This is a genomic window from Dyadobacter tibetensis Y620-1, from assembly GCF_000566685.1.
GTDB classification, from domain to species: domain Bacteria; phylum Bacteroidota; class Bacteroidia; order Cytophagales; family Spirosomataceae; genus Dyadobacter; species Dyadobacter tibetensis.
Genome location: NZ_AZQN01000002.1, coordinates 439,803 through 465,746 on the forward strand (window position 1 = coordinate 439,803; position 25,944 = coordinate 465,746).

26 protein-coding genes are annotated in these 25,944 nt (G+C 43.2%); 13 read left to right on the plus strand and 13 right to left on the minus strand.

Translation table 11 applies throughout. From position 1 onward, the window contains the following. Positions 1 to 49 precede the first annotated feature (49 nt). Entirely contained in the window at positions 50 to 2,200 is a 2,151-nt protein-coding gene (gene porW / locus X939_RS0105485; RefSeq protein ID WP_025762261.1) for a type IX secretion system periplasmic lipoprotein PorW/SprE, read from the minus strand. Between the two features lie 181 nt (positions 2,201 to 2,381). Here porW and X939_RS0105490 point away from each other — a divergent pair, with 181 nt between their 5' ends. The 5 genes from X939_RS0105490 to atpH all read left to right on the plus strand — a co-directional run bounded on the left by X939_RS0105490 (position 2,382) and on the right by atpH (position 5,674). Then, positions 2,382 to 2,615, plus strand: coding sequence for an AtpZ/AtpI family protein (locus X939_RS0105490; RefSeq protein ID WP_025762262.1), 234 nt, complete (start codon positions 2,382 to 2,384; stop codon positions 2,613 to 2,615). A 398-nt stretch (positions 2,616 to 3,013) separates the two neighbouring features. Continuing rightward, complete coding sequence (gene atpB / locus X939_RS0105500) at positions 3,014 to 4,108, plus strand: F0F1 ATP synthase subunit A (RefSeq protein WP_025762264.1); 1,095 nt, start codon at positions 3,014 to 3,016, stop codon at positions 4,106 to 4,108. A 51-nt stretch (positions 4,109 to 4,159) separates the two neighbouring features. Continuing rightward, positions 4,160 to 4,423 carry an ATP synthase F0 subunit C gene (atpE, locus tag X939_RS0105505; protein ID WP_025762265.1) on the plus strand — a complete coding sequence of 88 codons (264 nt, stop codon included), beginning with the start codon at positions 4,160 to 4,162 and terminating at the stop codon, positions 4,421 to 4,423. 181 nt (positions 4,424 to 4,604) lie between these two features. Further along, positions 4,605 to 5,099 (plus strand): F0F1 ATP synthase subunit B, encoded by a 495-nt coding sequence (atpF, locus tag X939_RS0105510; RefSeq protein WP_025762266.1) that lies wholly within the window; start codon positions 4,605 to 4,607, stop codon positions 5,097 to 5,099. A 38-nt stretch (positions 5,100 to 5,137) separates the two neighbouring features. Beyond that, positions 5,138 to 5,674: an ATP synthase F1 subunit delta gene (atpH, locus tag X939_RS0105515; protein WP_025762267.1), complete on the plus strand. Its 537-nt coding sequence runs from the start codon at positions 5,138 to 5,140 to the stop codon at positions 5,672 to 5,674. A 314-nt stretch (positions 5,675 to 5,988) separates the two neighbouring features. Here atpH and X939_RS0105520 read toward each other — a convergent pair whose 3' ends face one another. The 8 genes from X939_RS0105520 to X939_RS0105555 all read right to left on the minus strand — a co-directional run bounded on the left by X939_RS0105520 (position 5,989) and on the right by X939_RS0105555 (position 14,667). Then, positions 5,989 to 8,529 (minus strand): ATP-dependent Clp protease ATP-binding subunit, encoded by a 2,541-nt coding sequence (locus tag X939_RS0105520; RefSeq protein ID WP_025762268.1) that lies wholly within the window; start codon positions 8,527 to 8,529, stop codon positions 5,989 to 5,991. 57 nt (positions 8,530 to 8,586) lie between these two features. Beyond that, positions 8,587 to 9,255: a WbqC family protein gene (locus tag X939_RS0105525; RefSeq protein WP_025762269.1), complete on the minus strand. Its 669-nt coding sequence runs from the start codon at positions 9,253 to 9,255 to the stop codon at positions 8,587 to 8,589. A 121-nt stretch (positions 9,256 to 9,376) separates the two neighbouring features. Continuing rightward, a complete protein-coding gene (locus X939_RS0105530) occupies positions 9,377 to 10,003 on the minus strand; it encodes an L-threonylcarbamoyladenylate synthase (protein ID WP_025762270.1) in 627 nt (208 codons plus the stop codon). Further along, positions 9,936 to 11,045, minus strand: a complete 1,110-nt coding sequence (locus X939_RS0105535; protein WP_025762271.1) for a glycosyltransferase — start codon at positions 11,043 to 11,045, stop codon at positions 9,936 to 9,938. The genes X939_RS0105530 and X939_RS0105535 overlap by 68 nt, the downstream gene beginning before the upstream one ends. Positions 11,046 to 11,099: 54 nt before the next feature. Then, complete coding sequence (locus X939_RS0105540) at positions 11,100 to 12,017, minus strand: YihY/virulence factor BrkB family protein (RefSeq protein WP_025762272.1); 918 nt, start codon at positions 12,015 to 12,017, stop codon at positions 11,100 to 11,102. Positions 12,018 to 12,027: 10 nt separating this feature from the next. Next, on the minus strand, positions 12,028 to 12,438 hold the full coding sequence (locus X939_RS0105545; RefSeq protein ID WP_025762273.1) for an acyl-CoA thioesterase: 411 nt from the start codon (positions 12,436 to 12,438) through the stop codon (positions 12,028 to 12,030). Between the two features lie 33 nt (positions 12,439 to 12,471). After that, positions 12,472 to 13,509 (minus strand): endolytic transglycosylase MltG, encoded by a 1,038-nt coding sequence (gene mltG, locus X939_RS0105550; RefSeq protein ID WP_025762274.1) that lies wholly within the window; start codon positions 13,507 to 13,509, stop codon positions 12,472 to 12,474. 72 nt (positions 13,510 to 13,581) lie between these two features. Beyond that, on the minus strand, positions 13,582 to 14,667 hold the full coding sequence (locus X939_RS0105555; RefSeq protein WP_025762275.1) for an Ldh family oxidoreductase: 1,086 nt from the start codon (positions 14,665 to 14,667) through the stop codon (positions 13,582 to 13,584). Positions 14,668 to 14,910: 243 nt separating this feature from the next. Here X939_RS0105555 and X939_RS0105560 point away from each other — a divergent pair, with 243 nt between their 5' ends. The 5 genes from X939_RS0105560 (at position 14,911) to X939_RS0105580 (ending at position 20,954) form a co-directional block, all read left to right on the plus strand. Further along, the gene (locus X939_RS0105560) at positions 14,911 to 15,546 is read left to right on the plus strand and encodes a DUF502 domain-containing protein (protein ID WP_044198512.1); all 636 of its coding nucleotides are present in this window, start codon (positions 14,911 to 14,913) and stop codon (positions 15,544 to 15,546) included. 72 nt (positions 15,547 to 15,618) lie between these two features. Beyond that, entirely contained in the window at positions 15,619 to 16,233 is a 615-nt protein-coding gene (locus X939_RS0105565) for a hypothetical protein (RefSeq protein ID WP_025762277.1), read from the plus strand. Positions 16,234 to 16,290: 57 nt separating this feature from the next. Further along, complete coding sequence (locus X939_RS0105570; RefSeq protein WP_025762278.1) at positions 16,291 to 17,541, plus strand: 3-phosphoshikimate 1-carboxyvinyltransferase; 1,251 nt, start codon at positions 16,291 to 16,293, stop codon at positions 17,539 to 17,541. Positions 17,542 to 17,687: 146 nt separating this feature from the next. Beyond that, positions 17,688 to 19,265, plus strand: coding sequence for an FMN-binding glutamate synthase family protein (locus tag X939_RS0105575; protein WP_044198514.1), 1,578 nt, complete (start codon positions 17,688 to 17,690; stop codon positions 19,263 to 19,265). A 30-nt stretch (positions 19,266 to 19,295) separates the two neighbouring features. Further along, positions 19,296 to 20,954: a S8 family peptidase gene (locus tag X939_RS0105580; protein WP_025762280.1), complete on the plus strand. Its 1,659-nt coding sequence runs from the start codon at positions 19,296 to 19,298 to the stop codon at positions 20,952 to 20,954. Here X939_RS0105580 and X939_RS0105585 read toward each other — a convergent pair. Beyond that, on the minus strand, positions 20,914 to 21,474 hold the full coding sequence (locus X939_RS0105585) for an NUDIX hydrolase (RefSeq protein ID WP_025762281.1): 561 nt from the start codon (positions 21,472 to 21,474) through the stop codon (positions 20,914 to 20,916). The genes X939_RS0105580 and X939_RS0105585 overlap by 41 nt on opposite strands. Positions 21,475 to 21,554: 80 nt before the next feature. Between X939_RS0105585 and X939_RS0105590 the strand changes: the two genes are divergently transcribed. Next, positions 21,555 to 22,469, plus strand: a complete 915-nt coding sequence (locus X939_RS0105590; RefSeq protein WP_025762282.1) for a DUF2911 domain-containing protein — start codon at positions 21,555 to 21,557, stop codon at positions 22,467 to 22,469. Positions 22,470 to 22,590: 121 nt separating this feature from the next. On the opposite strand, the gene X939_RS0105595 is transcribed toward X939_RS0105590, so the two are convergent. From X939_RS0105595 to X939_RS0105605, 3 genes are all read right to left on the minus strand, one after another. Then, positions 22,591 to 23,199, minus strand: a complete 609-nt coding sequence (locus X939_RS0105595; protein WP_025762283.1) for a trimeric intracellular cation channel family protein — start codon at positions 23,197 to 23,199, stop codon at positions 22,591 to 22,593. Between the two features lie 138 nt (positions 23,200 to 23,337). Then, positions 23,338 to 24,159 (minus strand): thymidylate synthase, encoded by an 822-nt coding sequence (locus X939_RS0105600; RefSeq protein WP_025762284.1) that lies wholly within the window; start codon positions 24,157 to 24,159, stop codon positions 23,338 to 23,340. A 106-nt stretch (positions 24,160 to 24,265) separates the two neighbouring features. Then, positions 24,266 to 24,691, minus strand: a complete 426-nt coding sequence (locus X939_RS0105605) for an OsmC family protein (protein WP_025762285.1) — start codon at positions 24,689 to 24,691, stop codon at positions 24,266 to 24,268. A 230-nt stretch (positions 24,692 to 24,921) separates the two neighbouring features. On the opposite strand from X939_RS0105605, the gene X939_RS0105610 reads away from it, so the two are divergent. Next, entirely contained in the window at positions 24,922 to 25,173 is a 252-nt protein-coding gene (locus tag X939_RS0105610) for a 4a-hydroxytetrahydrobiopterin dehydratase (RefSeq protein ID WP_025762286.1), read from the plus strand. A gap of 37 nt (positions 25,174 to 25,210) precedes the next feature. Further along, positions 25,211 to 25,900 carry a 16S rRNA (cytidine(1402)-2'-O)-methyltransferase gene (gene rsmI / locus X939_RS0105615; protein WP_025762287.1) on the plus strand — a complete coding sequence of 230 codons (690 nt, stop codon included), beginning with the start codon at positions 25,211 to 25,213 and terminating at the stop codon, positions 25,898 to 25,900. Positions 25,901 to 25,944 lie beyond the last annotated feature (44 nt).

The window sequence follows — 25,944 nt, forward strand, 5'->3', positions numbered from 1 at the left end:
AAATGGGTAATGGTTATTGTATGGACTACAAAAATACAAAAGTCTGGGCTTATAACCGACCAAAGGATCCTACGGCTAGCTCCTGCATTTCTTTCACTCGGGCAAGATACGCACTCTGGGGATATAGTTGAATAAACTCGGTAATTGCCTGAGTATATTCCGCTTTCCCTCGGACTTTACCAATCAAAAAGAGCCTGAGAAGGGCAAATTTATCCTCCAAAGGGCCTCCTTTATAGGCTGGTAAATTTTGTTCTATATCCTTTAAAGCTTGTTCATAGCTGCCTTGCGCATAGAGTTGATAGCTACTTTCATAAGCTTCCTGGGGGTTTTTCATCGCGTTATTAGAGGCTCCTGTCTCCGTCTTCTCACTCACCAGCCGGGCATAGGTAGAATTAGGAAAATCTTGAAAGATTTTATTTTTCCAAGCGATTTTCTCTGATGATCCCTCGGCGTGGGACAAATATAAGAGGTAGTAAACCTCTTCCCGATGCCCGCTATTCGGAAATTCATCCAGGATACGCTCAAAGGATGCAATGGCTTTTAAATTTTCTTTAAGGTCGAAGCGGTAAATTTTCCCTAGCTGATAGAGTGCCTCTTCCTTTTGCTTTTGAGAAGCCGCTAATTCGGCTTCTGAAAAGGGAATATTCTTTTTCAGTGTACTTTTAACAGCCTCCCATTCGGGAGAGCCTTTCACCATCGCCACAGGTTCATTAGAACTGCTGAGGCTATCTTCTGCTGCCGTACCGATACTGGTGACCATGGTTCTAGCTGGCTTCCCACTGCGGCGCCAGTCGTCCTCCAGAGGACGGTTCCCCCATTGACGTTTAAATTCGATTTTACCTCTATTCAACAATAATGGATCGTATAATTCCCATCGACGCTCACCAGGAACAGGAGCTGAACCGTTATTCACAGGTGAAACATTGGCAGCAGCCAACGCCGCCATCTGCTTTTTCTGTTCTTCTATCCGGGCCTTCTCCCCGGCTTCGATAATTGCATCCAGTTTATTTTCTAAAGCACTTTCTGGCAAACGCGCCAGACTTTGCAGGCTATCTTCGCGGGTAACGATGGTATATTGCGACACAAAACCATCTAACGCCTTCTTCCGCTCCGAAACAATCTGATAATCCAGTATCTCCTTTGGCAGTAATGCTAGGGCGCTATCGTAATAGGCTTTAGAAACTTCGAACATCTCCAGGGACTCATAATTGATCCGAGCAAGATGCAAATAGGTATAGGCCTTTTGGGTAGGATTACCGGCCCCTTTGGCAGCTGATTTTTGTAAATAATTTATAGCCTCCGGGATATTATTCTTATGTTCAGCGAGGAGTCCCATGGTAAAATAAATTTTATCCGTGAGGTCTTCGTTTTTGCGATCCTTGAGCATTTTATCGAAACCTACTGCGCTCAAATCGGTAGAAGGATTTAGAAAAACCCTGTTTTGCAGGGAATTCATAGACGAATAAAATGCCAGATCATAGGAAGGGCGGTTTTTAGCCACCTTCTTATAATGATCGTTGGCTAAGGCATATTGCCCCAGTAAGTCATACATCTGTCCAGCAGCGAAATGAATGCGTGCAGTTTCAGGTGATTTCTTCAAAAGAGGAAATGTCTGCTCCAATATAGCTACAGAGGTTAGGTATTCCCCATTACTCTGGTGTAGATAGGCCTTGGTCAGGTAAAATTGCAAACGAGCATCCTTGCGCAAGGGTTGTTGGCTCAAATACTCGGCTACACCTAAAGCATTGGAAAAATCTTTTTTGATGATGTATGCCCTCATCAAAAGGATGAGTGCGTCATTTTTGTCATCTTCATCCTTACCATTAGCATACACAAAGCGTAGTGCTTCCAATCCATCGGCCCATTCGCCCATGTAGAGGCGTGCTTTTCCTAAGACAATATAACTGTTGTCTAACCATTTACTATTCTGGTGTTTTTCTGCCACTATAGACGCCTTCTTTATTGCATCGGTCAGTTGGGGCTGTACCTTAATGGAAGAAATGGAATCCATAGGGTACAAAATAGGCACAAGCTGATTATAATCATCCTTATAGGCTTGGCGCAAGAGGAATTCCGCCTCAGCCATATTTTGCTCGGCAATAAAATAGGCATTATACCTGGATGTAATATTATGAAAGGCAATAGCTCCAGGGCGGTTGCTAAACTGGGAACAAGCTCCCAGCCCTAATAGGAGCAACATGCTACCACTGATTACCAAGTATTTTTTTATGAAGAGGTAGATCACTTATTCTAGACTATTTGAAGGTTTAATTCAGGATCAATATCAATAAATTAACGGGAATATTTACAAAACCGTATCGAAGATAAGGCCATTTAAAAAATATTGAAGCAACTTTACCTATATTTTACCAGGACAACAAATGGATTACGAACCCAAAAAGGATAAAAAAAACCATTTGAAGCGCTCCGCTTCTTTGGCGCAATACTCTGGTCTCGCCATGCAAATGCTTGGCACTATTCTGATATTTACCTATGCAGGCGTGCGTTTAGACCGTTGGCAAGGCCATCAGATTCCCGGATGGACCATTGTACTCTCGCTAACTGGCATCGGTGCATCCTTATATATGCTCATCCGAAATATGCCCAAACTTTAATAGATTTATTTAACATGCTTAGAAATTTTGCCTTCACTGCCATTCTTGGAATTGCATTTTTTATAGTCCTTAAATTCGTAAATGCCAGTTGGGTTCACCCCTACATCTGGTACATTCTTGCTTTTTTCTTCGGACTATCCTTTCTTATCTATCGACTGATGGAATATGGAATGAAGGATAATCGCAAAAAATTTGTAAGCTTTTACCTTTCGACCGTTGTTGGCAGACTTATTCTAAGTCTTATTTTTATTGGAATATTTTTATATCATGGCCTAACTGACTCATTACTATTCATTATCAACTTTTTTATACTGTATTTGTGTTATACCGGCTTTGAAATATATACTTTGTATTGTAACTTGCGCCGCGATTGACAAAGCGTAGTATTTCAAGCCATTATGTATACCTCATTACAACAGTTTTTTACCACCGCATTCTTAGCAGCAGCAATTTTATTTGCTGCACCTTCTTATGCCGATCAACCCGAAGAGCAGCATGAGCATCCTGTTCAGGAGCACATCAATGCAGCGGAGCACGAAATTGAACAAAACCTCGAAAAGCACGAGGAAGAGTTTAATATTGGGCAAATGATTATGCATCATATTGCCGATTCTCACGAATGGGAGTTTACACATGGCGTAGTCCTTCCTCTTCCCGTGATCCTTTATTCGGACGATCGTGGACTGGAAATCTTCTCTTCCAGTAACTTCCATAATGAGCACCATTCTTATAATGGGTATCATTTGGTACACGGCGACTCCGAAACGATCGTTCCAGAAGATGCCTCCCGCGAGATAATTGATATCTCTATTACCAAGAATGTCGCGTCTATGATTCTAAGTGCTATTATACTGATACTTATCTTTACTAGTATCGGTTCGGCCTATAAAAAGAACAAAGGCAAGGCTCCCAAGGGCTTCCAGTCGGCTATGGAAGTTGTGATACTCTTCATTCGCGACGATGTGGTGAAGCCAAATGTGGGCCCTAACTACGAGAAATATCTTCCCTACTTATTGACATTGTTCTTCTTTATTCTGGTTAATAATATATTGGGTCTACTTCCCGGTGCTGCTAACGTAACAGGTAATATAGCGGTTACGATGACCTTGGCTGTGATCACTTTCATCATTGTTCACTGGAACGCCAACAAGCATTATTACAAACACCTTGTTAGCCCAACTGGAGTGCCAGGCGCATTATTACCTGTAATGATCCCGGTTGAAATTGTAGGTGTCTTTATGAAGCCCTTCTCTCTGATGGTGCGGCTTTTTGCCAACATGACCGCTGGACACATTATCCTGCTAAGCTTATTCGGTTTGATATTTATATTCCAAAGCTTTATGATTGCCCCTGTGATTTCCTTGTTCGCCTTATTCTTGAACTTAATCGAAATCATGGTTGCCTTTATCCAGGCGTTTATATTTACCCTATTATCATCTATGTATATCGGTAGTGCTATTGAAGAGCACAGTCATGCTGATCATGGACATTGATTTTTTATTCTCTTTTTTTATTTCATAACCATAAATTAAACTTTAAGAATTATGTTGCTTCAAATTTTGCTTCAAGCTGCGGAACAAGGTGGTGCAGGTCTAGCTGTTTTCGGCGCTGCTATTGGTGCTGGTCTTGCTGCTATCGGTGCTGGTCTTGGTATCGGTAAAATCGGTGGAAGTGCTATGGAAGGTATCGCTCGTCAGCCAGAAGCTGCTGGTGCTATCCAGACTGCCATGTTGATCATTGCCGCTCTTATTGAAGCCGTAGCCCTTTTTGCAGCGGTAATCTGTCTGCTTATCTCGTTTAAGCTTTAAGGCACTCACAGGCTTAGGCCTGTTCGCTATAGATCCTGAACGATAGGTTCAAGATTTGGCAAAAAAATACCCTTTCCGTGGAAGCATTAGGCTTCCACGGATTATAATAAAAAAAGAGCTGAAACTGAGAATAACTTTTTCTTAGATCAAAGAAATTCATTAATTAAACTCATCTATTCATATGTCATTGCTTACTCCTAACCCAGGTCTGATTTTCTGGATGCTGGTGGTATTTTTACTAGTTGTATTTATTCTTGCCAAATTTGCCTGGAAGCCTATCATCAACGGCCTTAAGGAGCGTGAGAACGAAATTCAGGGTGCATTAGACCTAGCCGAAAAAACGCGTGCGGAAATGGCGCAACTTAAAGCGGACAATCAGAAAATGATTGCCGAGGCAAACGCTATTCGCGATAGCATTCTTAAAGAAGCCAAAGAGGCTTCAGACAAAACGATTGCTGCTTCCAAAGAAAAGGCTGCACTTGAAGGTCAGAGAATGATTGATGCGGCTCGTGAAACGATTCGCAGCGAACAAGAGCTAGCTGTCAAGAAAATCCGTACGGAGGTTGCGACCCTTTCAATTGATATCGCAGAGAAAGTATTGAACCGGGAGTTGAAAGACAAGGCAGCTCAGCAGGCACTGGTAGCCGAATTGGCTAGCTCCGCCAGCTTGAACTAATCCTTTCTTTATTCCAGTTACCATTAAATTGATCAAAGATGTCAGTAAGTATTGTTGCTTCCAGATATGCCAAGTCTCTTATTGAACTGGCCAAGGAAAAGAATGTATTGGAAGCGGTGTATCAGGATATGCAATTATTCCTGGGTATCGCCAAGGAAAACCGCGGTTTGATGCTCGCATTGAAAAGCCCAGTAGTTCGCCACGAAAAGAAATTGGCGATTTTAAAGGCTATTTTCGAAGACAAAGTAAATACGGTTACCTTCGCTATATTTAATATCATTACCAAGAAAAACAGGGAATCTATTCTGGACGCTATTGCTGAAGAATTTGTCCTGGCCTATAACGATTTCCAAGGCATTCAAAAGGCCATTATAACTACTCCTTCGGAACTCACCGAAGAACTGAGAGTACAATTCACCCAAATTGTTGCTTCAGCTACCGGAAAGTCGGTACAGTTGGAGGAAAAAATTGATCCTAGTTTGATCGGTGGATATCTGCTTCGTGTTAATGACCGGCAGATTGACGCTTCTATTAAGAATCGTCTAAATCAGTTAAAGCTAGAATTAACACAATAAATTTTATCTGCAAAATGTAGAAAACCCGGTGGCTATGCGACCGGGTCTTTTTTTTACTCAATCTCACATTCTGCCCCGATCCCATCCTTTATCATCTTGTATCTTTCACTTCGCTTTTACAGTATTTAAAATTGAAAAACAAGCTGAAGACTCTACCGGAGTGGTTGGTAGCAGATCCATCTTCATGTCGTCTGTACCTTGCCAGGTGCACACCAAATTATCCCTGCGCTCAATACTCCGTGCACATGCCAACTAAAAAGGCGACCCATGTAAGATAGGCCGCCTTTTTAGTAATTACTTATATTACTTTTAACTTATTCAGTTAGTTCTTCTTCTTTCTTCCGAACAGAGATTACCAGCTCATCGCTTCCCTTTTCGTGAGTTGCCACTAGCACATCTCCTTCTTTCAGATCGCCTTTCAGTATTTCTTCTGCTACAGGATCTTCCAGATATTTTTGGATCGCACGGTTCAGTGGGCGGGCACCATATTGAGGATCGTAGCCCTTTTCTGATAGAAAGTCCTTAGCTTCCAAGGTCAGCTCTATTTCGTAACCCAGCCCTTTAGCACGGCTAAATAACTTGCCTAGGCTGATATCTATAATCCGATGCAGATCTTCTCTTTCCAGAGAGTTAAACACGATTACGTCATCAAGTCTATTCAGAAACTCTGGCGAGAAAGCCTTTCTCAAAGCACTTTGAATCGTGCTTTTCATAATCTCGTCTTGATTTTCTGATCGGGCACGGGTCGAGAAACCAATTCCTGAACCGAAATCCTTAAGATCACGAGCTCCAATATTTGAAGTCATAATGATGATGGTGTTCCGGAAATCGACTCTTCTACCCAGTCCATCCGTCAATATTCCGTCATCCAGAACCTGCAACAGAATATTAAATACGTCTGGGTGTGCCTTTTCAATTTCGTCCAGCAGGACTACACTGTATGGCTTTCTACGAATCTTTTCGGTAAGCTGTCCACCTTCTTCATACCCTACATATCCTGGAGGGGCTCCGACCAAGCGAGATACACTGAATTTCTCCATGTATTCACTCATATCAATCCGAACCAGAGAATCCTCTTTATCGAATAAATAGGTAGCCAACACCTTAGCGAGCTCTGTTTTACCTACCCCAGTGGGTCCAAGGAAGATAAATGATCCAATAGGCTTTTTCGGATCTTTCAACCCTACTCGGGTACGCTGAATCGCTTTAACCAATTTCTCAATCGGTGGATTCTGACCGATCACCCGGCTCTTGAGCACCTCTCCCATTTTCAAGAGTTTCTTGCCCTCATCCATCGAGACATTGGTCACTGGAATCCCGGTCATCATAGCCACTACTTCGGCTACATTATGCTCCGTAACTTGATAACGTTTCTGCTTGGTTTCTTCTTCCCAGGCAATTTTTGCTTTATCAAGTTGGTCAATCAACTTTTTCTCCCGGTCGCGCAGCTGAGCAGCTTCTTCATACTTCTGGCTTTTTACTACCCGGTTTTTCTCCTGCTTAATATTTTCGATCTGTTCTTCCAGAACCAAAATTTCTTCAGGGACAGTAATGTTGCTGATGTGAACACGTGCACCTACCTCATCCATCACATCAATGGCTTTATCGGGAAGGAATCGATCAGTTATATACCGTTCCGATAATTTCACAGCCGTTTCCAGTGCTTCAGGCGTGTAATTAACGTGGTGATGCTCTTCATATTTATCTTTGATATTATTCAATATCTGTACGGTCTCTTCTATAGAGGTAGCGTCTACCATCACCATTTGGAACCGACGGGCCAGGGCACCATCTTTTTCGATATATTGGCGATACTCGTCTAAGGTTGTAGCACCGATGCATTGAATTTCCCCACGTGAAAGAGCAGGTTTGAACATGTTGGATGCATCCAAAGAACCGGAAGCCCCTCCAGCACCTACAATCGTATGGAGCTCATCGATGAACAGGATTACGTCAGGAGATTTTTCCAATTCGTTCATTACCGCTTTCATTCTCTCTTCAAATTGTCCACGGTACTTCGTACCAGCTACGAGAGAAGCCAAATCCAGCGTTACAACTCGTTTTCCAAATAGAACCCGAGAGACCTTTTTCTGAACGATACGCAAGGCAAGGCCTTCCGCAATCGCCGTCTTACCAACCCCTGGTTCTCCAATGAGAATAGGATTGTTTTTCTTTCTACGGCTCAGAATTTGAGCCACTCTTTCGATTTCTTTCTCGCGACCTACTATCGGGTCTAATTTCCCGACCTCTGCCATCTTAGTCAGATCCCGGCCAAAATTGTCTAGTACCGGTGTGCGAGATTTTTCTGCCCCTTTCGATTCTTTGCCGGAAGAAGAACCGCCGCCGCCGAACATACCGCCGCCACGACCTTCTTCATCCCCATCTTCTGTCTCGGGACCCATAGAAGGACGAATTCCAGAGGACTGGTATTCGAGCATCTCTTTGATCACTTCGTAACTGACATTGAATTTATGTAAAATCTGAGTCCCTACATTATCTTCATCCCGAAGAATAGAAAGTAGCAAATGCTCCGTCCCGATTAACGGCGATTTGAAAATCTTAGCCTCCAGATAGGTTATTTTAAGGACCTTTTCTGACTGACGGGTGAGCGGGATATTTTGTAAATTTTTAACGTTATTGGTGGCCGCTCCTTTCGTAGCTTGCTCAATGGTCTGTTTAACTTCTTCCAATGAAACCCCCAGTTTTTTCAATAGGCCTATGGCAATTCCATCGCCTTCACGAATCATCCCCAGCAGAAGATGCTCGGCTCCGATGTAATCATGGCCCAAGCGCAAAGCTTCTTCACGACTCAGGGTGATTACCTCTTTAACTCTATTTGAGAATTTTGCTTCCATTTTCAGCAATAATAAATTGTTTCTTAATTAACTAAACGCTACTCCGATCCGCTTTGTTCAAAGTAGTTCCTCCGCTTTTGACGAACTGATTAATATGCCCCTGGATTCGGGTCCCATATTGAAGAGTAAATCGATTATACTTAGGTTCTCAACAAAATCATTCCCAAAGGTCTGATAGTAGGGTACAGAACGGTAAAATTTATAATTATTTGTACTTTTTTTATTGTTAATAGTCGAAATAAAGTCTTTAGCGGGTTTTGAAGCAATTTCCGAGCCTGACATTTTGTACCTAACTTCTTTCTTAAGCCCCACCAATCTAAGACAAAATGTCAACAATTCATAATTCAGATCGACCAGAAACTGATATTCTTTATCATAAATGGCCCTAAGCTCGGGTGCATAATATTCGTAATAAGGAGACTTTCCATAGGCCGATTGGAAACAGCCCCAATGTCTACGTTTCCAATTCTGATCATAATCAATCTCTATATCTTTCGAAAGCGTACCATGGGAATACTTTTTTACGGGTACGGTCAGGATATCGATCTTATTGGCCGTAAGAACCTTGCACCGGTTCCTATATGTTTGCTTCTGATAAACCTCCTCCGTTTCCAACCAAATTTCATCCTGTTTCAACAAACAACAGAAGTATTCCAAACTCGGTAAATATTGCAATTCGATTCTGACGGACTCCTTTTCGGAGGTACTTTTTTCAATTACTCGCACTATCAAATATGAGAAAGGACTTTGATAATATCAAAAATTTAACGACAAATATTAATTCTAATTGCCTGAATAAAGAGAGATAGGGACGTTTCCAGATATAATGTAGCGCCAACTATTCTTTTTATCCAATTACACTTACGTCTCCCAGCCCCTCGCGGATCACTTCAAAGTCATCGTCTGTAGCCAAAACGATGGTCGAACCTATATTTCCTCCATAGCCCCCATCAATGATTATGTCTACCTGATGCTGAAACTTCTCGAAAATCAATTCGGGATCAGTGGAATACTCAATCACTTCATCTTCATCTTTTATTGAAGTTGTTACGATAGGGTTCCCCAGCTGCTTGACGAGCATCCTGGGAATATTATTATCCGGAACCCTGATCCCCACTGTTTTTTTATTGGTATTCAACAATTTGGGAACATTATTGGTTGCATCCAAGATGAATGTATAGGGGCCTGGTAAAACTCTTTTCATTAATTTGAAGGCTGCGTTACCAACCCGGGCATAGTCTGCTATATGACTCAAATCGTAGCAAATAAACGAGAAGTCATTTTTCTGTGGCTTCACCCCCTTAATACGTGCGACCTTTTCAACTGCCCTGGCATTGTAAATATCACATCCTAACCCATACACTGTGTCGGTGGGATAAATAACCAATCCCCCATCTCGCAGGCACTCAACTACTTTTCTGATTTTTCTTTCGTCGGGGTTCTCTGGATAAATTCGAATAAATTCGGCAGGCATAAGCTATTTGGTTTTTATTGATAACAACGCTACGGGCAAAATCTATCCCACAGGAGCCTCGAAAGTTTAGAATTCTATGAATTATACGATAAACTCTGTTGATAGGTAACCGTAATCTACAGAATACTATGAATATTTTTGTATATCGATCTAAAAATTCTACCTGTTCTAATAAAATTCTAAAATCTTCCACCAGGTCGAAGGAATGGGTATACCAACATTTACGAATAAAGGTCCGGATACGAGCGGCTAAAATACCATTCTCCTGCTTCGAGCGGTTGAGCGCATAAGCTTTATGACAAACAGTCAGGGTGCTCTTTAAAATTTCGTTTTTTCTAAGCAAAACCTGCTGACTCAAAGAGGTAACATGTTTGCGAATTAACGTATGAATCGTATCCTGATAAATAATGGTATAGTCCCGGGAGAGCCGAACCCAGAGGTCAAAGTCCTCATAGATCAGATCCTCATCGTATCCACCCAATTGTCGGATCGTTTCGGCACGCATCATCATGGTGGGTGCAGGTATAAAATAGCGATGCAATATATCGGAGTATACCCTTCCGGATGGAGGAGAGTCTAAGGAAAGGCCCTGGGAATCGATGGGAAAATGCATGGAGCAGAACTCCGTGTGGGCATCGATATAGATGGCATTTCCATAGATCAAGCCACAATCAGCGGGCTGCTGGCTAAAAAACTGTACCTGTTGACCCACGCGCTCGGGCAGCATAATATCATCGCCTGAAAAATCAATTATATAGGTACCTTCGGCCAAGGATAATCCCTGATTGAAGGCTTTACAAAGTCCAATATTCTCCCGATTCTGAATGAACCGAATGGCAGGGTGTTTATTCAGGAAAGTTGTGATGATGGTTAAGGATTGATCAGTGCTTGCATTTTCGATTATGATCAGCTCAATATATGGGTAAGTTTGGCTAAGTACTGAAGCTATTGCTGCTTCCAGGTACGGCGCTTGGTTGTAACAAGTAAGTATGACACTTACCAATGGATGCGGGTTAATATCTTCTTTTGGGGCACCTAACATAATCGTTCTGACGAAATTCAGGCCCGTGAAGTCACCGCATCACGATTAATCCAATTACGATTGGTCCCCCTTCGATTTGATCATAGCTATGCTGGCATTAATTTCAAAACCAAGAATAAGCAAAAATGATAGCAGATAAAACCATATCATCAGCGCTATTACCGCCCCGATGGATCCGTAGAGTTTATTATAGGTATGAAACTGGGACAGGTAGAACGAAAACCCAAAGGTTGCTACCAAGATGAGTACAGCGGCTATGATGACCCCTGAATTTATAAATGAAAAGTTTTTTCCATTGGTCGGCGCAAAACGGTACATGAGCGAAATGGCAACCATTAGCGCGGCAAAACTTACTAAATACCGGGTAACATTCAGTACGAAGATTACCACTCCATCGGTAATTATAGCCCACTCACTAAGAAGACCCATAACGGCATCTCCTACGATCAGAAGGATGACAGTAACACAAATTACAACGACCAGGAGGACAGTCAACATAAGGGCTACCGCTCTGCCCAGGAGAAACCCTCGGCTCTTTTTCTCGCCAAAGATTACATCGAATGATTTCATCAGAGACATCATCCCATTGGTAGAAGCCAGGATGGCAAAAATAAATCCAAAGGAAAGCACCCCGCTTCTGGGCCTGTTAAGGATATCTTCTATAGCGTGGTTAACATGACGGTAGATCCCGTAAGGTACGATATCGCTCAGCAGTCCCATTACTTGCTGCTTTGCAGTAGGCAACGGGAGGTAGGGAATGAGGGTAAACAGAAAGATTACGGCAGGAAAGGAGGCTAAGGTAAAGCTAAAGGCAACCGCCGAAGCTCTCTGATCCAGGTCAAACCGCTTATTCTTATCAATAATATTGACAATGATGTCGTACCATGACACTCCCTCTCTGAAGAAATGAGTATGCTGAAGCCATACAATAAATCGCTTGATCTGTCTGGATCGCAATAATTTTTCAAGCATACAGCCTTATTTAGTTGAAAAATGGTTTCAATTTCTCTAGCAGGGATTCTGGAGCAAAGCACAGCTTCCCCGTATCTACACGCTGAAATACCAATATAGTTTCACCGGTATTAAGGAGAATATCATCCTGATTTCTAATTTCATATTGAAAGGTGACCCGCACCCCAGGTAATTGATTGATAGTCACCTTAATGCTTAACTGATCGTCGTAGCGTGCGGGTTTCAGGTATTTGGAACGATTTTCATAGACCGGCATCATCACACCCGTATCTTCCATTTTTTTATAATGAAAGTCCAGGCTTCTTAATGCCTCCACCCTACCGATTTCATAATATCGGGCATAGTTTCCATAGTAAACATATCCCATCTGATCCGTGTCGGCATAACGGACACGCACTCCTTCAACTTTATAAGAAAACATTCTCTACAATTTTTGGGCCAGGCCTCTAACTTATTATTTCATAATTTTCAGACGATTAAGCTCCGTCTGGTATTCTCTTGCATTTTTAAGATGCTCTGCATATGTCTTGGCAAATGCATGATAACCCGACAAATCAGACTTGGCACACATATATATATACTCATGATCCTTATAATCCAGGACTGCATTGAGAGAATTCAAATCGGCAATCCGGATGGGTCCTGGAGGGAGGCCCGTGTTCACATAGGTATTATAAGGAGATCGAACTCTTAACTGATCGTTCAGGATACGCTTGATTGCAAAATCCTGTAAGGCAAACTTAATAGTAGGATCGGCTTGCAGAGGCATTCCCGCCTTCAATCGATTAAGATAGAGCCCTGCCACCATAGGCCTTTCATCCACTTTCCGGGCCTGTTCTTCTTCAACAATGGAAGCCAGAATTGACACCTGAATTGGGGTCAATCCTAACGAATCGGCCTTTGCCATTCTCGTCGGATTCCAGAATTTTTGGTATTCACTATGCATTCTATCCATAAACTTTTCGGTACCGGTAGTCCAGAAAATATCATAAGTATTGGGCAAAAACATACTGATAATGGTGGTCGTATCGAAGCCATATTTCGCACATAATGTAGGGTCAGACAACGCCTTTCCAAAGTTTTCTTCGCCAAATGCGAAACGGCTTCCAATACGACTTACCAGGTCTTGCTTCAATCTAATATTATTGAAGGTTAGCTTTACAGGATCCTGATCTCCGGACGTCAACTTTTTAACGGCTTCATAATTGCTCATATCGGGCTTCAGCAGATAACGCCCGGGCTTGATATTTTCAGGCAGGTCCAAAAATTTCGCTAAAAATCTAAATGATATCTGATCGGCGACCACATCATTACGATTTAGGGAGTCCAACACCTGGTCGTAAGTAGCACCTTCTGGAATGTAAAGGGCAAAACTGGTCTTTTTATTTACCTGAAAATTCGGCGTCTTTACCAGTTGCCAGAAGTAGAATGTAAAAGTGGTGGTCAGAATGGCCAAAACAAGGAAGAAACCGACCTTAAAATTTCTTGACATATAAGGATGAATGTTCAGAGGTCTCAGGACCCGTTACGTTAATATTTAATTGTTATGCTGTACTCTTCTTTCTTAATTTGCCGGGTCATCAAAGTTAATATTAAAACGACTGGCTAGCTCTCTTAATGCCTCTATCACCGGTGGTAGAAGTTCTATTCCCTCAACGGCCCTTATTTTTTCGGTTTCCCTCTCAGGGTCTCCAGGAATAAGCACCGTTTCACCCGCTACCGGTCGCGCCCCTCTGAAAGCACCAATCCATTTGTCCATATCGGCTTTGAATTCATCGGTGGGGCGAAAGCCATCCACCCGCATCGCTCCTACAAAATGTCCGGTACCCAGGCCGGCTGCCTGCTGTGTATTCATAAATCCTGCCGTTGCAAATGGCGGTACCCAAGGACCAAAATTAGCGCCTGACAAAACCCCTGAAAATATATCTACGATGGCACCTAAGCCATAACCTTTATGGCTTCCATGTTCTCTATCGGAGCCCAGAGGAAGCAACCCACCTCCACTTTTTACCGCATTAGAGTCGTCAGTAGGCATGCCTTCGGCGTCCTGGGCCCATCCTATCGGGGCAGGAAGTCCTTTGCGCTGCAATATTTCAAATTTCCCATACGCTACTGCCGTAGAAGCGAAGTCCGCCACAAAAGGCGGCTGTTTACCAGCGGGAACGGCTACAGCAATTGGATTTGTTCCTAAAAGTTTGTCCAGTGAAAATGTGGGCGTTACCAAAGGGGCAGCATTGGTCATAGTCCATCCGATCATATCTTTTTCCAGAGCCAGCATGGCGTGATATCCGGCAATACCAAAATGGTTAGAATTACGAACAGACACCCATCCTGAACCCACTTTCTCTGCCTTTTCCATAGCAATTTCCATGGCTCTGGGTGCTACTACCAGCCCTAGCCCTTTATCTCCATCTACCACGGCAGTACTGGGCGTTTCATAAACAACCTTAATATCAGGGTTCGGATTGAGACGACCATGATCCATTAAGCGAACATAACCGGCCAGGCGTGCAATGCCGTGAGAATCCACACCGCGCAAATCGGCACTTAGCAGGACGGTAGATGCCAGGGTAGCATCTGCATCACTACATCCTATGGATAAAAATACCTGCTTGGTAAATGATCTCAGATATTCGGCCTGAAACTTCATATTTTCTAATGATTATATTTTCAACATCAATAATATCCCGTTCTATAATTACATAAAGAGCAGAATAAGCCTGCAAATATCCGCAATCCAAGTCCAGCTTGCAATAAGTAAACCTGCCACGATAACAAATTGTTATTATTTAGTCGTTATTTCGCATTAATATACGGAACCAAAACGAAGTAATAACCGTAGCATATACGTGGGCAAGAGCCCGACATAAGGGGGATTATTGGAGTCTAATAAATGGAAATCAGAAACAGAATCATAAAAAGGCTGCTTAGCTATTTCATCAGAGGACTGGTGCTGGTGGCCCCTCTATACATTACCGCCCTCATTATCTGGTCGGGTGTTGAGTTCCTAGACAATATCATCCCGATCAATATCCCCATTTCTAATAATCAGGTCGTTTATCTCCCTGGTTTAGGCGTACTGATTATTCTGGGCTCTATTATTCTTCTGGGTTTTTTCTTTTCTACTGTAGTACCCCAATCTTTTTTCAGGCTCACAGAGGGAATTCTAAGAAGAATTCCATTGGTCAGCCTGATCTATTACTCCATCAAGGATCTGTTACTCGCCTTTGTTGGTGATAAAAAGAAATTTAACCAGCCTGTATTAGTAACCATGTACAGGGATACAGGTATCAAAAAAATTGGTTTTATTACCCAACCCGACCTCAAGCAACTCCAGCTCATCGACCATGTAGCCGTTTATATGCCCTTCTCCTATGCCCTTTCAGGTGAGCTTTACATCGTCCCTATTGCCAATGTAAGGCCTATTGACGCTTCCTCTACGGATATCATGAAGATGCTGGTATCTGGAGGAGTGTCCATGCAAGCACGTTCTGAAGAAACGGCGGAAAGCCCAATAGAATCAAATTAAAATGGCAACATATCGCTTAGTGTAGCCGTTTTAAGAATGATTCTCTATCTTTGAAACATCTAAGAAATTACTATGAAGCAACTCACGGTTTTTTGGGCTTTAATTCTGTTCCTGTCATTTCAGGCAAACGGTCAGGACCATTATGACCGCGCCAAGGTACTCAGTAGTGAGGAAATATTTGTGAAGGATAAGCCCAGCAATCGCATCATCGCCCAGCCGAATCAAAAGTATCTGGTTTTAGATGCTTCTCCTATTCTTGGCTTTTTTCATAGACATCGTTACTTCCCAGGAGATCTGATTAAATTCAGAATGAAAAACGAAACCATCCGGTTTAACGAGCCCATTGCAGCCATCACAGACTCCTCCCTTTCAATCGCTATTATTAATGAAGCCGCCGTGCGTATGGATTACCAGGAGATACCGCTGAAAGAGATCAAATATGTAAAGACCCACAAAAATATTCCTTTTATCTCCCAGGCTGCTCCCCTTTTCCCTTTGGTCGGGCTTATTTATATCGGAGCCGATTTTTTTAATCCCGGCATAGATAATAAAAGGTTCACTACCGATGCAGGAGCCATAGCGGTAGGTGGAGCTTTTATTGCTGCAGGATTTATCAGTTATAAATTAACCTTTACTACCGTTCGTATTAACGGCCGTAATAAATTAAAAGTGCTAGAGACCTATTAATATATTCTTTGGGTCCATATTTAATAACCAATCCATTTTTGTAATCGTCCAATACTAGTGAAAAGTATCGTTGTCAATCCACCTCAAACCCCTGTACGCGCCGAAATCAAACTGGCAGCATCTAAAAGTGAATGTAATCGGGCGTTAATTATCGATGCCCTTACCGGTTTTAAATGCACCCTTACGAATATATCCGAGGCACGCGACTCTCAGACCATGCAGCGGCTATTGAAGTCTGCTGATCCGGTAGCGGACGTGCTGGATGCTGGAACGACCATGCGGTTTTTGACAGCTTACTTCACTGTAACCAATCAGAATAAAACCATGACTGGAACCCCCCGCATGTGCGAGAGGCCTATTGGAATTTTGGTAGATGCTTTGAAAACCTTGGGAGCCACTATTCGCTTTGTAAAAGAGGAAGGATTTCCTCCACTACAGCTAGAAGGGTTTAATTATTCTGGAAATAACACGATTAAGATACAAGGGAATGTAAGCAGCCAATATATATCGGCTCTTTTACTGATTGCACCAGCACTTCCACAAGGCATAAACATTGAGCTGGAAGGAGAGGTAGGCTCCAGACCTTATATTGAAATGACGTTGAAACAAATGGCCCATTTCGGCATCAAATATCAGGCCGATTGGGCTACGAATACCATCGCGGTAGAACCGGGCGAGTATTTGGCCAGACCTTATGCCATTGAGTCAGACTGGTCAGGCGCTAGCTATTGGTATAGCATAGCTGCCTTGGCTCCCGATGCGGAGATTACTCTGTTGGGTTTAAAAGAAGATTCGCTTCAAGGCGACAGTGCTATTGTGGAGATTATGCAGGCTTTAGGCGTGCAGACTCGATATACCTCAGAAGGGGTTATCTTAACCAAAATTACTCCTCAAACTTCGCTACGTTACGATTTTACTGATTGTCCCGATCTAGCTCAAACTGTAGCCGTATGCTGTGCTATGAAAAAAATCCCTCTGACACTTACTGGGATTGAGAGCTTGAAAATTAAAGAAACGGATCGGGTTCTAGCCTTGCAGCAAGAACTGGTCAAATTAGGGGCTGAACTTATCGAAGTAAAATCCTGCGAAGAATATCAGGTGAGGAGAACTTCTGAGAAAGCTGATCAGATTCCTACCATCGATACCTATGACGACCATCGAATGGCCATGGCCTTTGCACCGGTCGGTATGCTCTTTCCCATCAATATTGAAGAACCCGGGGTAGTAGTAAAGTCATATCCTGGTTTTTGGACAGATCTTGAAAAGATAACAGAATTAGACGAAGTCTTAGAAGTGAACGCACAATAGTCCAAGGCTTGAAATAGCAATTGGCCTGGGCTGAAGAAATAATATTTCAAAAACACTTCATTTTCATGAAGTGTTTTTGTGTTTAAATCTTACGATAAGTAAAGAGGCCTATCGTATAATAATCCTATCACACAAACTAAAATTATATGAACCTGTCAAGCATATTTACATATATCCCTATCTGGCTGCTGATATTGATTGCATTGATCGCCCTACTTGCCATCCGAGATATCTTTCAAAACAGGCATACGATACAGCATAATTTCCCGGTGGTAGGGCACCTGCGGTATATTATCGAGCGGATTGGACCCGAGCTCAGGCAATATATTGTTGCCAATAATAGGGAAGAACTCCCGTTCAACAGAAAGCAACGTTCGTGGATTTATGCATCCGCCAAAAAAGAAAATAACTATCAGGGATTTGGTACCGACCAGGACATTATGCAAGCTGGACATGTGTTTATCAAGCCCACTCTACTGGGAACGAGCCTGAAACCTACGCATCCGCATTTTCTTTATAATATATTAGACAAGAATCATTATACCTTACCAGCTGCCAAACTGATTGGAGAATCGCATCAGAGAAAGCGGCCCTACCGACCCAGATCCATTATCAACGTGAGTGCGATGAGCTATGGATCTCTATCTTCCCGGGCCATCGAATCGCTTAATAAGGGCTCTTTTCTTTTTGGAAATTATCATAATACCGGAGAGGGTGGCTTATCTCCCTATCACCAAAATGGAGCAGATGTCGTATTCCATATTGGTACCGCCTATTTTGGAGTGCGGGATGAGGATGGATTATTTTCAATGGAAAAAATGGTACGATTATGCCAGGACAATCCATTTATCCGGATGATAGAGGTCAAACTTTCGCAGGGAGCAAAACCGGGTAAAGGAGGAGTTCTTCCTGCCAGCAAAATCACGAAGGAAATTGCAGAAATACGACATGTCCCTATGGGGAAAGATGTCAATTCCCCGCCCTACCACAGTGCTTTCAGCGATGTGCAGGGCCTGATCGATTTCGTAGAAAGTATAGCAGAGGCAACCGGACTTCCGGTAGGAATAAAATCGGCGGTGGGTAAAACGGAAATGTGGGAAGAACTGGCTCACCGTATGGCCGAGAGTGGCAAGGGGCCGGATTTTATAACAATTGATGGTGGAGAAGGGGGTACAGGCGCTGCACCACCCGCCTTTGCCGATCATGTTTCACTTCCTTTTGTACAAGCATTTGCCCGTGCCTACAAAATATTCCAGAAACATAATCTAAACGATAAAATCACCTTTATCGCTTCAGGCAAACTTGGATTGCCCGGCCAAGCCGTCATGGCCTTCTCTTTGGGCGCCGATATTATCAATGTTGCCCGGGAAGCCATGATGTCGATAGGCTGTATTCAGGCGCAAATTTGTCATACCAATCGCTGTCCCACAGGAATTGCCACCAATAATAAATGGCTTGAATCGGGTATCGATCCAGCTCTTAAGAGTCAGAGATTCCATAACTATGTACGTACGTTCACCAAGGAAATCATTGAGATAACGCATGCTGCCGGTTATGAGCATCCCGCTCAGTTCACGGCCGAAGATGTAGAAATCTCGCTGGGTGATAATGAAACGGCTACACTGGGACATCACTTTGGCTATCAGAAAACCTTGATCCCATTTAAGAGCATGGAAGAACTATTGGATTGTCCATATCTGGGACATAGGAAAATTCTTGAATAACCACAAGCAATCATAACCAATAAGCAGCATATGAAACTAAAATGGTTAGCCCTATTTATTTTACTGGGGACGCAGGATGTTCTGGCACAGATAAATTCCAGATATCTGCTACTTTTTAAGGACAAGGCAGATAATGTATTTTCCCTGGAGAAAGCGGAGGAATTTTTGAGTCCTAAGGCCCTAGCCCGTCGGTATCGACAAAATATACCCATCTCCGAAAGCGACCTTCCCGTTTCACCCAGTTATCTGGCACGGGTAGCTGCCACTGGAGCAAAGGTCATCAGTACCACTCGTTGGTTCAATGGAGCCCTGGTCGAAGCAAATGAATCCCAACTTAAGGCCATCAAAATGCTTCCCTTTTTTAGCTCCATAGAAGGCAATCACCCTGTTTTGTTTGGCACTGAGCCCGGAGAGGTACGAATGGCAGTAAAGGCACAAGCTACAGAATCACCTGTAACATTAGATTATGGACTGGCCCGAACTCAGACCACACTGCTAGGAGCAGACTATTTTCATCAAAAAGGGATATTAGGTCAAGAAATTGTGATCGCTGCCTTTGATGAAGGCTTCAGTCGTGCAGACCAACTGGAATATTTCAAACTTCTTTTTGACGAGAAAAGGGTTTTAGAAACCTATGATTTCATAGCAGGAGAGGTAAATGTATATGATAAACAGTCGCATGGCACCAACGTACTCTCGACAATTGCGGCCTATCAACCTGGAATGATCGTTGGGATTGCTCCTAAAGCTAAATTTGTTTTATATCGAACCGAATCCAATATGATGGAGTCGCCCTATGAAGAGGTAGCGTGGTTGCTTGCCGCTGAGCGTGCCGATAGTATAGGCGTAGATATCATTACCTCTTCGCTTGGGTACAGCACCTTTATTGGCCCCTTTAATAACGCCGATTATAATTATACCTACGAGGATATGGATGGCCATACAACAATCGTATCCAGGGCTGCGCGCTGGGCCAGTAGGAAAGGGATAGTGGTAGTGAATTCTGCCGGAAACGAAGCTTCTAGTCCATGGAAATATATCATTGCCCCTGCTGACGTTGATTCAGTACTCAGCGTGGGGGCCACGAATAGAAATTTGGAATACGCATCTTTCAGTAGTATTGGGCCCAATGCCCTAGGGCAGCAGAAGCCCGATGTGTCAGCAGTAGGATTGGGTGTATACATTGGTACCAATGTGGGTACGGGCACAGTTGTTTCTTCACAGGGCACCTCATTTTCTTGTCCCCAAGTAGCCGGATTAGTCGCATTGGCCTGGCAAGCGTATCCTTTTCTAACCGCACAGCAAGTCATTTCCGTATTAAAGAAATCGGGCAATCAAGCGGACCGTCCTGATAATTATCTAGGCTATGGTGTCCCCAATTTACGCAAGCTGGAACAGATCGTTGCAACGGAATACGGCCCTCTGGCAGTGGAGCCTCAACCGCCTATGGCCATCAGGGTGGCTCCTAACCCCGTCATGGACCCATTGACCCTTTTAGTACCCACCGTACTGAAGAATCAGCCGGCGCAGATCAGTATAATTAAAGGGAATGGTCAAGAAATATACCGTACTTCCGGTCTGCTAGAGCCAACCGTTTACCTCGCAATTCCAGATTTGAGTCCTGGAATTTATATACTAAAAGTACAGACTAAGAGCCAGCAACAGGTAATAAGGATTGTAAAGCCCTAGTTTTCCGAACCATCCTTAAAATTGATTCGGAATCATTATAGGCCTTAATTTCCGAAAGTGGGATCCATTTTAGAGCCCGGGATTCTTCGTTGATCAGCAAGGGAGTTTGTGGATCGGCCTCAAAAAGAAAGCGAATATCAAAATGATCATGAGCGGCATCTCTGGCATTGGCTGGTATAGTATGCCGGTCAATATCAAATATCTGGTCGAATATCAAAGTCAGTCCGGCAAGACCTGTTTCCTCTTCGGCCTCTTTCCTAGCAACGGCTAATACCTCTTTATCGCCATCGCAATGTCCTCCGGGTTGAAACCATCGATTCAGCTTTCTATGATGCATCAATAAGGCCTGAGAACGTCGTGGGTCCACAATCCATGCCGAAGCCGTAATATGTCCCTCAAGATTACTACGTAAAAAACATTCAGAATTTTCGGTTACAAGTGTGAGTGTAGCTTCCAGCATTTTCTTTTCGTTATCATCAATTGGAGTATATGCATTTAGGTACTTTAGTAAACTGCTCATATCTGGGGGTAGGCTATCTGATAAATTACCACTAATTTCGTCACAAGTTTTTAATAATTGTCACAAAAAACACATTTCACATGAAAAAGTATCTTCTTTCTATGCTAGTAGTGGCTGGTTCCCTTATACACGCACAAGCCCAACGCACGCCTCAGGCAAGTCCAGGAGCGACTGTTACCCAAACCGTTGGCGTCACCGATTTTACCGTCAAATATTCCCGTCCAGGCATCAAAGGGCGTACAGCCTTTGCCGATAGTTCCGTACTAGCACCTTTGAATCAATTATGGCGTACTGGAGCCAACGCAGCTACTATATTAGAGTCCAGTAGTGATTTTCAATTTGGTGGCCGGGCCGTCCCAGCGGGGAAATATGCGGTGTTTTCCATTCCTTCCGGAGGGGCATGGACCGTTATTCTCAATAAAAATGTAAATCAGGGAGGAACGGCTAATTATAGTCAGTCCGAAGATGTGGCTCGGATCCAGGTAGCCCCTCAGTCTAGCGAATTTACAGAAACATTTACCATCGATTTCTCAAACATTTCCGATAGCTCGGCCATGTTAAACTTGTCGTGGGCGTCGGTAAAGGTACCAGTTCCATTATTGATTGATACGGAAACACTGACCATGGCTGGCCTAAATAAGGCCGTTGCTGAAAAGCCCGAAGATCCCGCCGTTCTGCAAAACGCCGCGGGTTATATGCTTAACAAGGGTAAGGATTTGGGACAGGCGCTTTCTATGGTCGACAAGGCTATTGGAATTAAAGAAACCGTTATGAATCTGTGGCTTAAGGCCCAAATTCTTGGCAAGATGGGAAAAGTTGCTGAAGCGATACCCTTTGCTCAGAAAGCGTTGAACTTAGGAGAAAGCTCTGGAGACCCTTCATTCGGTTTCTTAAAAGGACAGATTGAAAAAGGGATAAGTAGTATGCAAAGTAGCCTGCCAGAAATGAAGAACCTGGCTCCCGCCGTTAAAAACAAATTAAAAAAGAAGAAGTAAATAGCGTAGAGTCGGTAAATCTGGATTGCACCTTAGTTTATCTGACCCGCCTGATAACAGAGAAGGCCTGCTCGCACCAGCAGGCCTTCTCTGTTATAAACATCACCGGAGAACGAGCGAGCTATCGAAAAAAAACTGGCACACTCCATTTATATTTTACTGCGAAGATGCGTAGGATTATAATCACAGAAGCTGCTACGATAAAAGCTACATTGCGGCCAGCCCCCATCCAGTTGAGAAATAAATAGGTACATGCCCCGGTAAAACAGGCAGTGGCATATACCTCTCTGCTATAAATAATAGGCATTTGATTGGTCATTACATCTCTAATTACTCCGCCCATTACTGCTGAAAAAACACCCATTATGGCTGCAATTTCAGGACGTACACCGAGATGTAGCGCTTTTTCTGTACCTACGATAGTAAATAAGGCAATCCCCCAGGTATCGAAAAAAAACAGGGTTTTACGTAGTCCAATCAAATATTTGTAGAAAATAAAAGTGGCCAAAATCCCTACGATAATAGCATATATAATGGTGATATCACTGATCCACACCAATGGATAACTATCCAAAAGGATGTCCCTCATGGTACCGCCCCCTATGGAGGTAATAAAGGCAGTGAAGGATGCACTAAACCAGTCCTGGTGTTGCTGATCCCGCACGGCCAAAGCACCGGAAATAGCAAAAGAAACGGTACCGATTATTTCGAGGATATATTGTATGTTCATGATGGCGGCACTGTAAAAATGCAGATGCTACTGAAATTTGGTTAAAATACCATCCTAGCCATGCAGGCACGACGGAATACATTGCACGCTAAATGATTGAATTTTAAAATCGCAGCCCAGCCCTGGAAAGATGAGCTACTAAACAGCCACAGGTGCCTTAATTCCTGGCCATGGATCATAGTTTTCCAGTTGGAAGTCTTCGTATTTAAAGTCCAAAACGCTTTGAACGTCTTCATTAAGCTTCATCTGAGGTAATGCTCTGACACTACGGCTCAACTGAAGGTTAACCTGCTCCAGGTGGTTCACATAAATATGGGTATCTCCTCCAGTCCACACAAAATCCCCAAGGTCCAGATTACATTCTCTGGCGACCATCATGGTTAATAATGCATAACTCGCTATATTAAATGGAACCCCTAAAAAGACATCGGCACTGCGTTGATAAAGCTGGCAGGAAAGCTTCCCACGGGTCTCCCCCGCATCTGTGTCGGGAGGCGCAACGTAAAATTGAAATAACGCATGACAAGGATGCAATTTCATCAAATGCAGCTCAGCAGGATTCCAGGCAGAAACGATAATTCTCCGCGAATCAGGATTTGTTTTCAGTTGTTTGATAACCTCCATCAACTGGTCTACCGACTCTCCATTAGGAGCAGACCAGCTCCGCCATTGCTTGCCATATACAGGTCCCAGATCACCATTTTCGTCGGCCCATTCATCCCAGATAGAAACCCCTTGATTTTTCAAATAAGCGATATTCGTATCTCCTTGCAGAAACCATAACAGCTCATGGATAACCGACTTCATATGTACTTTCTTGGTGGTTACCAAGGGAAAACCTTCTTGGAGGTTAAATCGCATTTGATAACCAAAAACACTAATGGTCCCTGTTCCGGTACGATCTGTCTTTCTAACACCTGTATCCAGTACGTGTCGTAATAAGGCCTGATATTGTTGCATGTTTACATTATATAAATTAGACGTACTTCAGTTCTGAAGTGCGTCATCGGATAAGATAAAAATATATGATGCCCTACCCTGATTATTTCTTAAATATTCCTGTTCCTTAATCTATGATTTCCACACTGTGGGTAATGGTAGCCAAGGCTTCAAGCTGAGCCGTGGCCGAGCAATATTTTTCCATGGACAAATTGATAGCCCGATTGATTTTGCTTTCATCCAAATCCACTCCTTTTAGTCTAAAAGTTAAATGAATAGTGCGGAAAGGGCTCCTTTTAGTGCCCTCTTCTTCGGTCCTATCTCCATCGGCCACAATACGAAAATCTGTAATTTCCTGGCGTTGCTTTTTAAGAATTAATACCACATCGATAGCGCTACAACTGGCCAGCCCCATAAGCAAGAGTTCCATAGGTCGAACCCCAGCGTTCTGACCTCCTATTTCTGGGGAGCCGTCGGTATGCACTTTAATGGACGATGAACCCGTTCCTTCAAAGTGAAATGCGTCATCGACGCGTACCATTTCAATTTTCATATCGTTTATTTACTGATAATATACCAAAACAAGAACCTGAGCTAATCTCTAAAACCGAAATAGCTCAAAAAACAGCAAAGATAGAAGTAGTCTATTCAGGTACCTAAATTATTATAGATAATAATCAATAAGAATCCTTGTATCTTCGTACAACCATTCCTGAGCGTATTTAGTTTTGTCTCTAAGTTAAATTAATTACAAATCGGGATCAACCTCAAACGACAGAGATCATGTGGAAAGAACAGGACGATCAACTCATCAAAACCTATATCTTTAAAGACTTTAAAGAGGCATTTGCATTCATGCAGGATGTAGCCCTGATAGCCGACCAAATGGATCATCACCCCTGGTGGGCGAATATGTATAATGAAGTAAAATTTGCCCTAAGCACCCACGATGCCGGCAATAAGGTCACAGAAAAAGACCATACTCTAGCCGCAGCAATCGATAAAGCCGCAAGTCATTACCCTTATAAATCCTAAAACGGCAGCACAGTCGACCGTTTTGTAAATTGCCATAATGAAGCTATATATAGTACCCACTCCCATAGGAAACCTGGAAGACATTACGCTACGGGCCATTAATATTTTAAAAACCGCTGACGTGGTGCTTGCTGAGGACACCCGGACCTCTGGTCATTTACTGAAGCATCTGGGAATTTCCAAACCCATGCAGAGTTACCATATTCACAACGAACATCAGTCTGTGGCCAGGGTGATAGAGCGGATCAAAAAAGGAGAAACCCTAGCCCTAGTCTCGGATGCGGGGACCCCTGCGGTTTCCGACCCAGGTTTTTTACTCGTTCGCGCCTGTATACAGGCAGGCATTGAAGTAGAATGCTTGCCCGGACCTACGGCCTTTGTACCCGCCCTAGTGAACTCGGGCCTTCCAAGCGATCGTTTCGTTTTTGAAGGTTTTTTACCCCATAAAAAAGGTCGGCAGACACGAATTCAAAATCTCCTGGACGAAGAGCGCACGATGATATTTTACGAGTCTCCTCACCGGCTTGTGAAAGCTTTGCAACAATTTTCTGAAGCATTTGGCCCAGATCGCCCTGTTTCAGTTTCCAGAGAGCTTACCAAGCTTTATGAAGAAAATGTTCGGGGTACTTTAGCGGAAGTAACGGCCCATTTTGAGGCCAAAACCGTTAAAGGAGAGATTGTCATCGTACTTGGTGGCAAACCAAATATAAAAAAGCAATCGGACTGATTATTGCAGCCCAATATTATTATACCATCCATTATTACCTCCTA

Coding starts and splice junctions, on each gene's coding strand:
- rsmI (WP_025762287.1), top strand. CDS start 25,211: ATGAAGCTATATATAGTACCCACTCCCATAGGAAACCTGGAAGACATT.
- X939_RS0105565 (WP_025762277.1), top strand. CDS start 15,619: ATGAAGCAACTCACGGTTTTTTGGGCTTTAATTCTGTTCCTGTCATTT.
- porW (WP_025762261.1), bottom strand. CDS start 2,200: ATGTTGCTCCTATTAGGGCTGGGAGCTTGTTCCCAGTTTAGCAACCGC.
- X939_RS0105595 (WP_025762283.1), bottom strand. CDS start 23,199: ATGAACATACAATATATCCTCGAAATAATCGGTACCGTTTCTTTTGCT.
- X939_RS0105555 (WP_025762275.1), bottom strand. CDS start 14,667: ATGAAGTTTCAGGCCGAATATCTGAGATCATTTACCAAGCAGGTATTT.
- X939_RS0105540 (WP_025762272.1), bottom strand. CDS start 12,017: ATGCTTGAAAAATTATTGCGATCCAGACAGATCAAGCGATTTATTGTA.
- atpF (WP_025762266.1), top strand. CDS start 4,605: ATGTCATTGCTTACTCCTAACCCAGGTCTGATTTTCTGGATGCTGGTG.
- X939_RS0105610 (WP_025762286.1), top strand. CDS start 24,922: ATGTGGAAAGAACAGGACGATCAACTCATCAAAACCTATATCTTTAAA.
- X939_RS0105580 (WP_025762280.1), top strand. CDS start 19,296: ATGAAACTAAAATGGTTAGCCCTATTTATTTTACTGGGGACGCAGGAT.
- X939_RS0105575 (WP_044198514.1), top strand. CDS start 17,688: ATGAACCTGTCAAGCATATTTACATATATCCCTATCTGGCTGCTGATA.
- X939_RS0105535 (WP_025762271.1), bottom strand. CDS start 11,045: ATGTTAGGTGCCCCAAAAGAAGATATTAACCCGCATCCATTGGTAAGT.
- X939_RS0105530 (WP_025762270.1), bottom strand. CDS start 10,003: ATGCCTGCCGAATTTATTCGAATTTATCCAGAGAACCCCGACGAAAGA.
- X939_RS0105600 (WP_025762284.1), bottom strand. CDS start 24,159: ATGCAACAATATCAGGCCTTATTACGACACGTACTGGATACAGGTGTT.
- X939_RS0105490 (WP_025762262.1), top strand. CDS start 2,382: ATGGATTACGAACCCAAAAAGGATAAAAAAAACCATTTGAAGCGCTCC.
- atpB (WP_025762264.1), top strand. CDS start 3,014: ATGTATACCTCATTACAACAGTTTTTTACCACCGCATTCTTAGCAGCA.
- mltG (WP_025762274.1), bottom strand. CDS start 13,509: ATGTCAAGAAATTTTAAGGTCGGTTTCTTCCTTGTTTTGGCCATTCTG.
- X939_RS0105560 (WP_044198512.1), top strand. CDS start 14,911: ATGGAAATCAGAAACAGAATCATAAAAAGGCTGCTTAGCTATTTCATC.
- X939_RS0105520 (WP_025762268.1), bottom strand. CDS start 8,529: ATGGAAGCAAAATTCTCAAATAGAGTTAAAGAGGTAATCACCCTGAGT.
- atpE (WP_025762265.1), top strand. CDS start 4,160: ATGTTGCTTCAAATTTTGCTTCAAGCTGCGGAACAAGGTGGTGCAGGT.
- X939_RS0105585 (WP_025762281.1), bottom strand. CDS start 21,474: ATGAGCAGTTTACTAAAGTACCTAAATGCATATACTCCAATTGATGAT.
- X939_RS0105590 (WP_025762282.1), top strand. CDS start 21,555: ATGAAAAAGTATCTTCTTTCTATGCTAGTAGTGGCTGGTTCCCTTATA.
- atpH (WP_025762267.1), top strand. CDS start 5,138: ATGTCAGTAAGTATTGTTGCTTCCAGATATGCCAAGTCTCTTATTGAA.
- X939_RS0105545 (WP_025762273.1), bottom strand. CDS start 12,438: ATGTTTTCTTATAAAGTTGAAGGAGTGCGTGTCCGTTATGCCGACACG.
- X939_RS0105605 (WP_025762285.1), bottom strand. CDS start 24,691: ATGAAAATTGAAATGGTACGCGTCGATGACGCATTTCACTTTGAAGGA.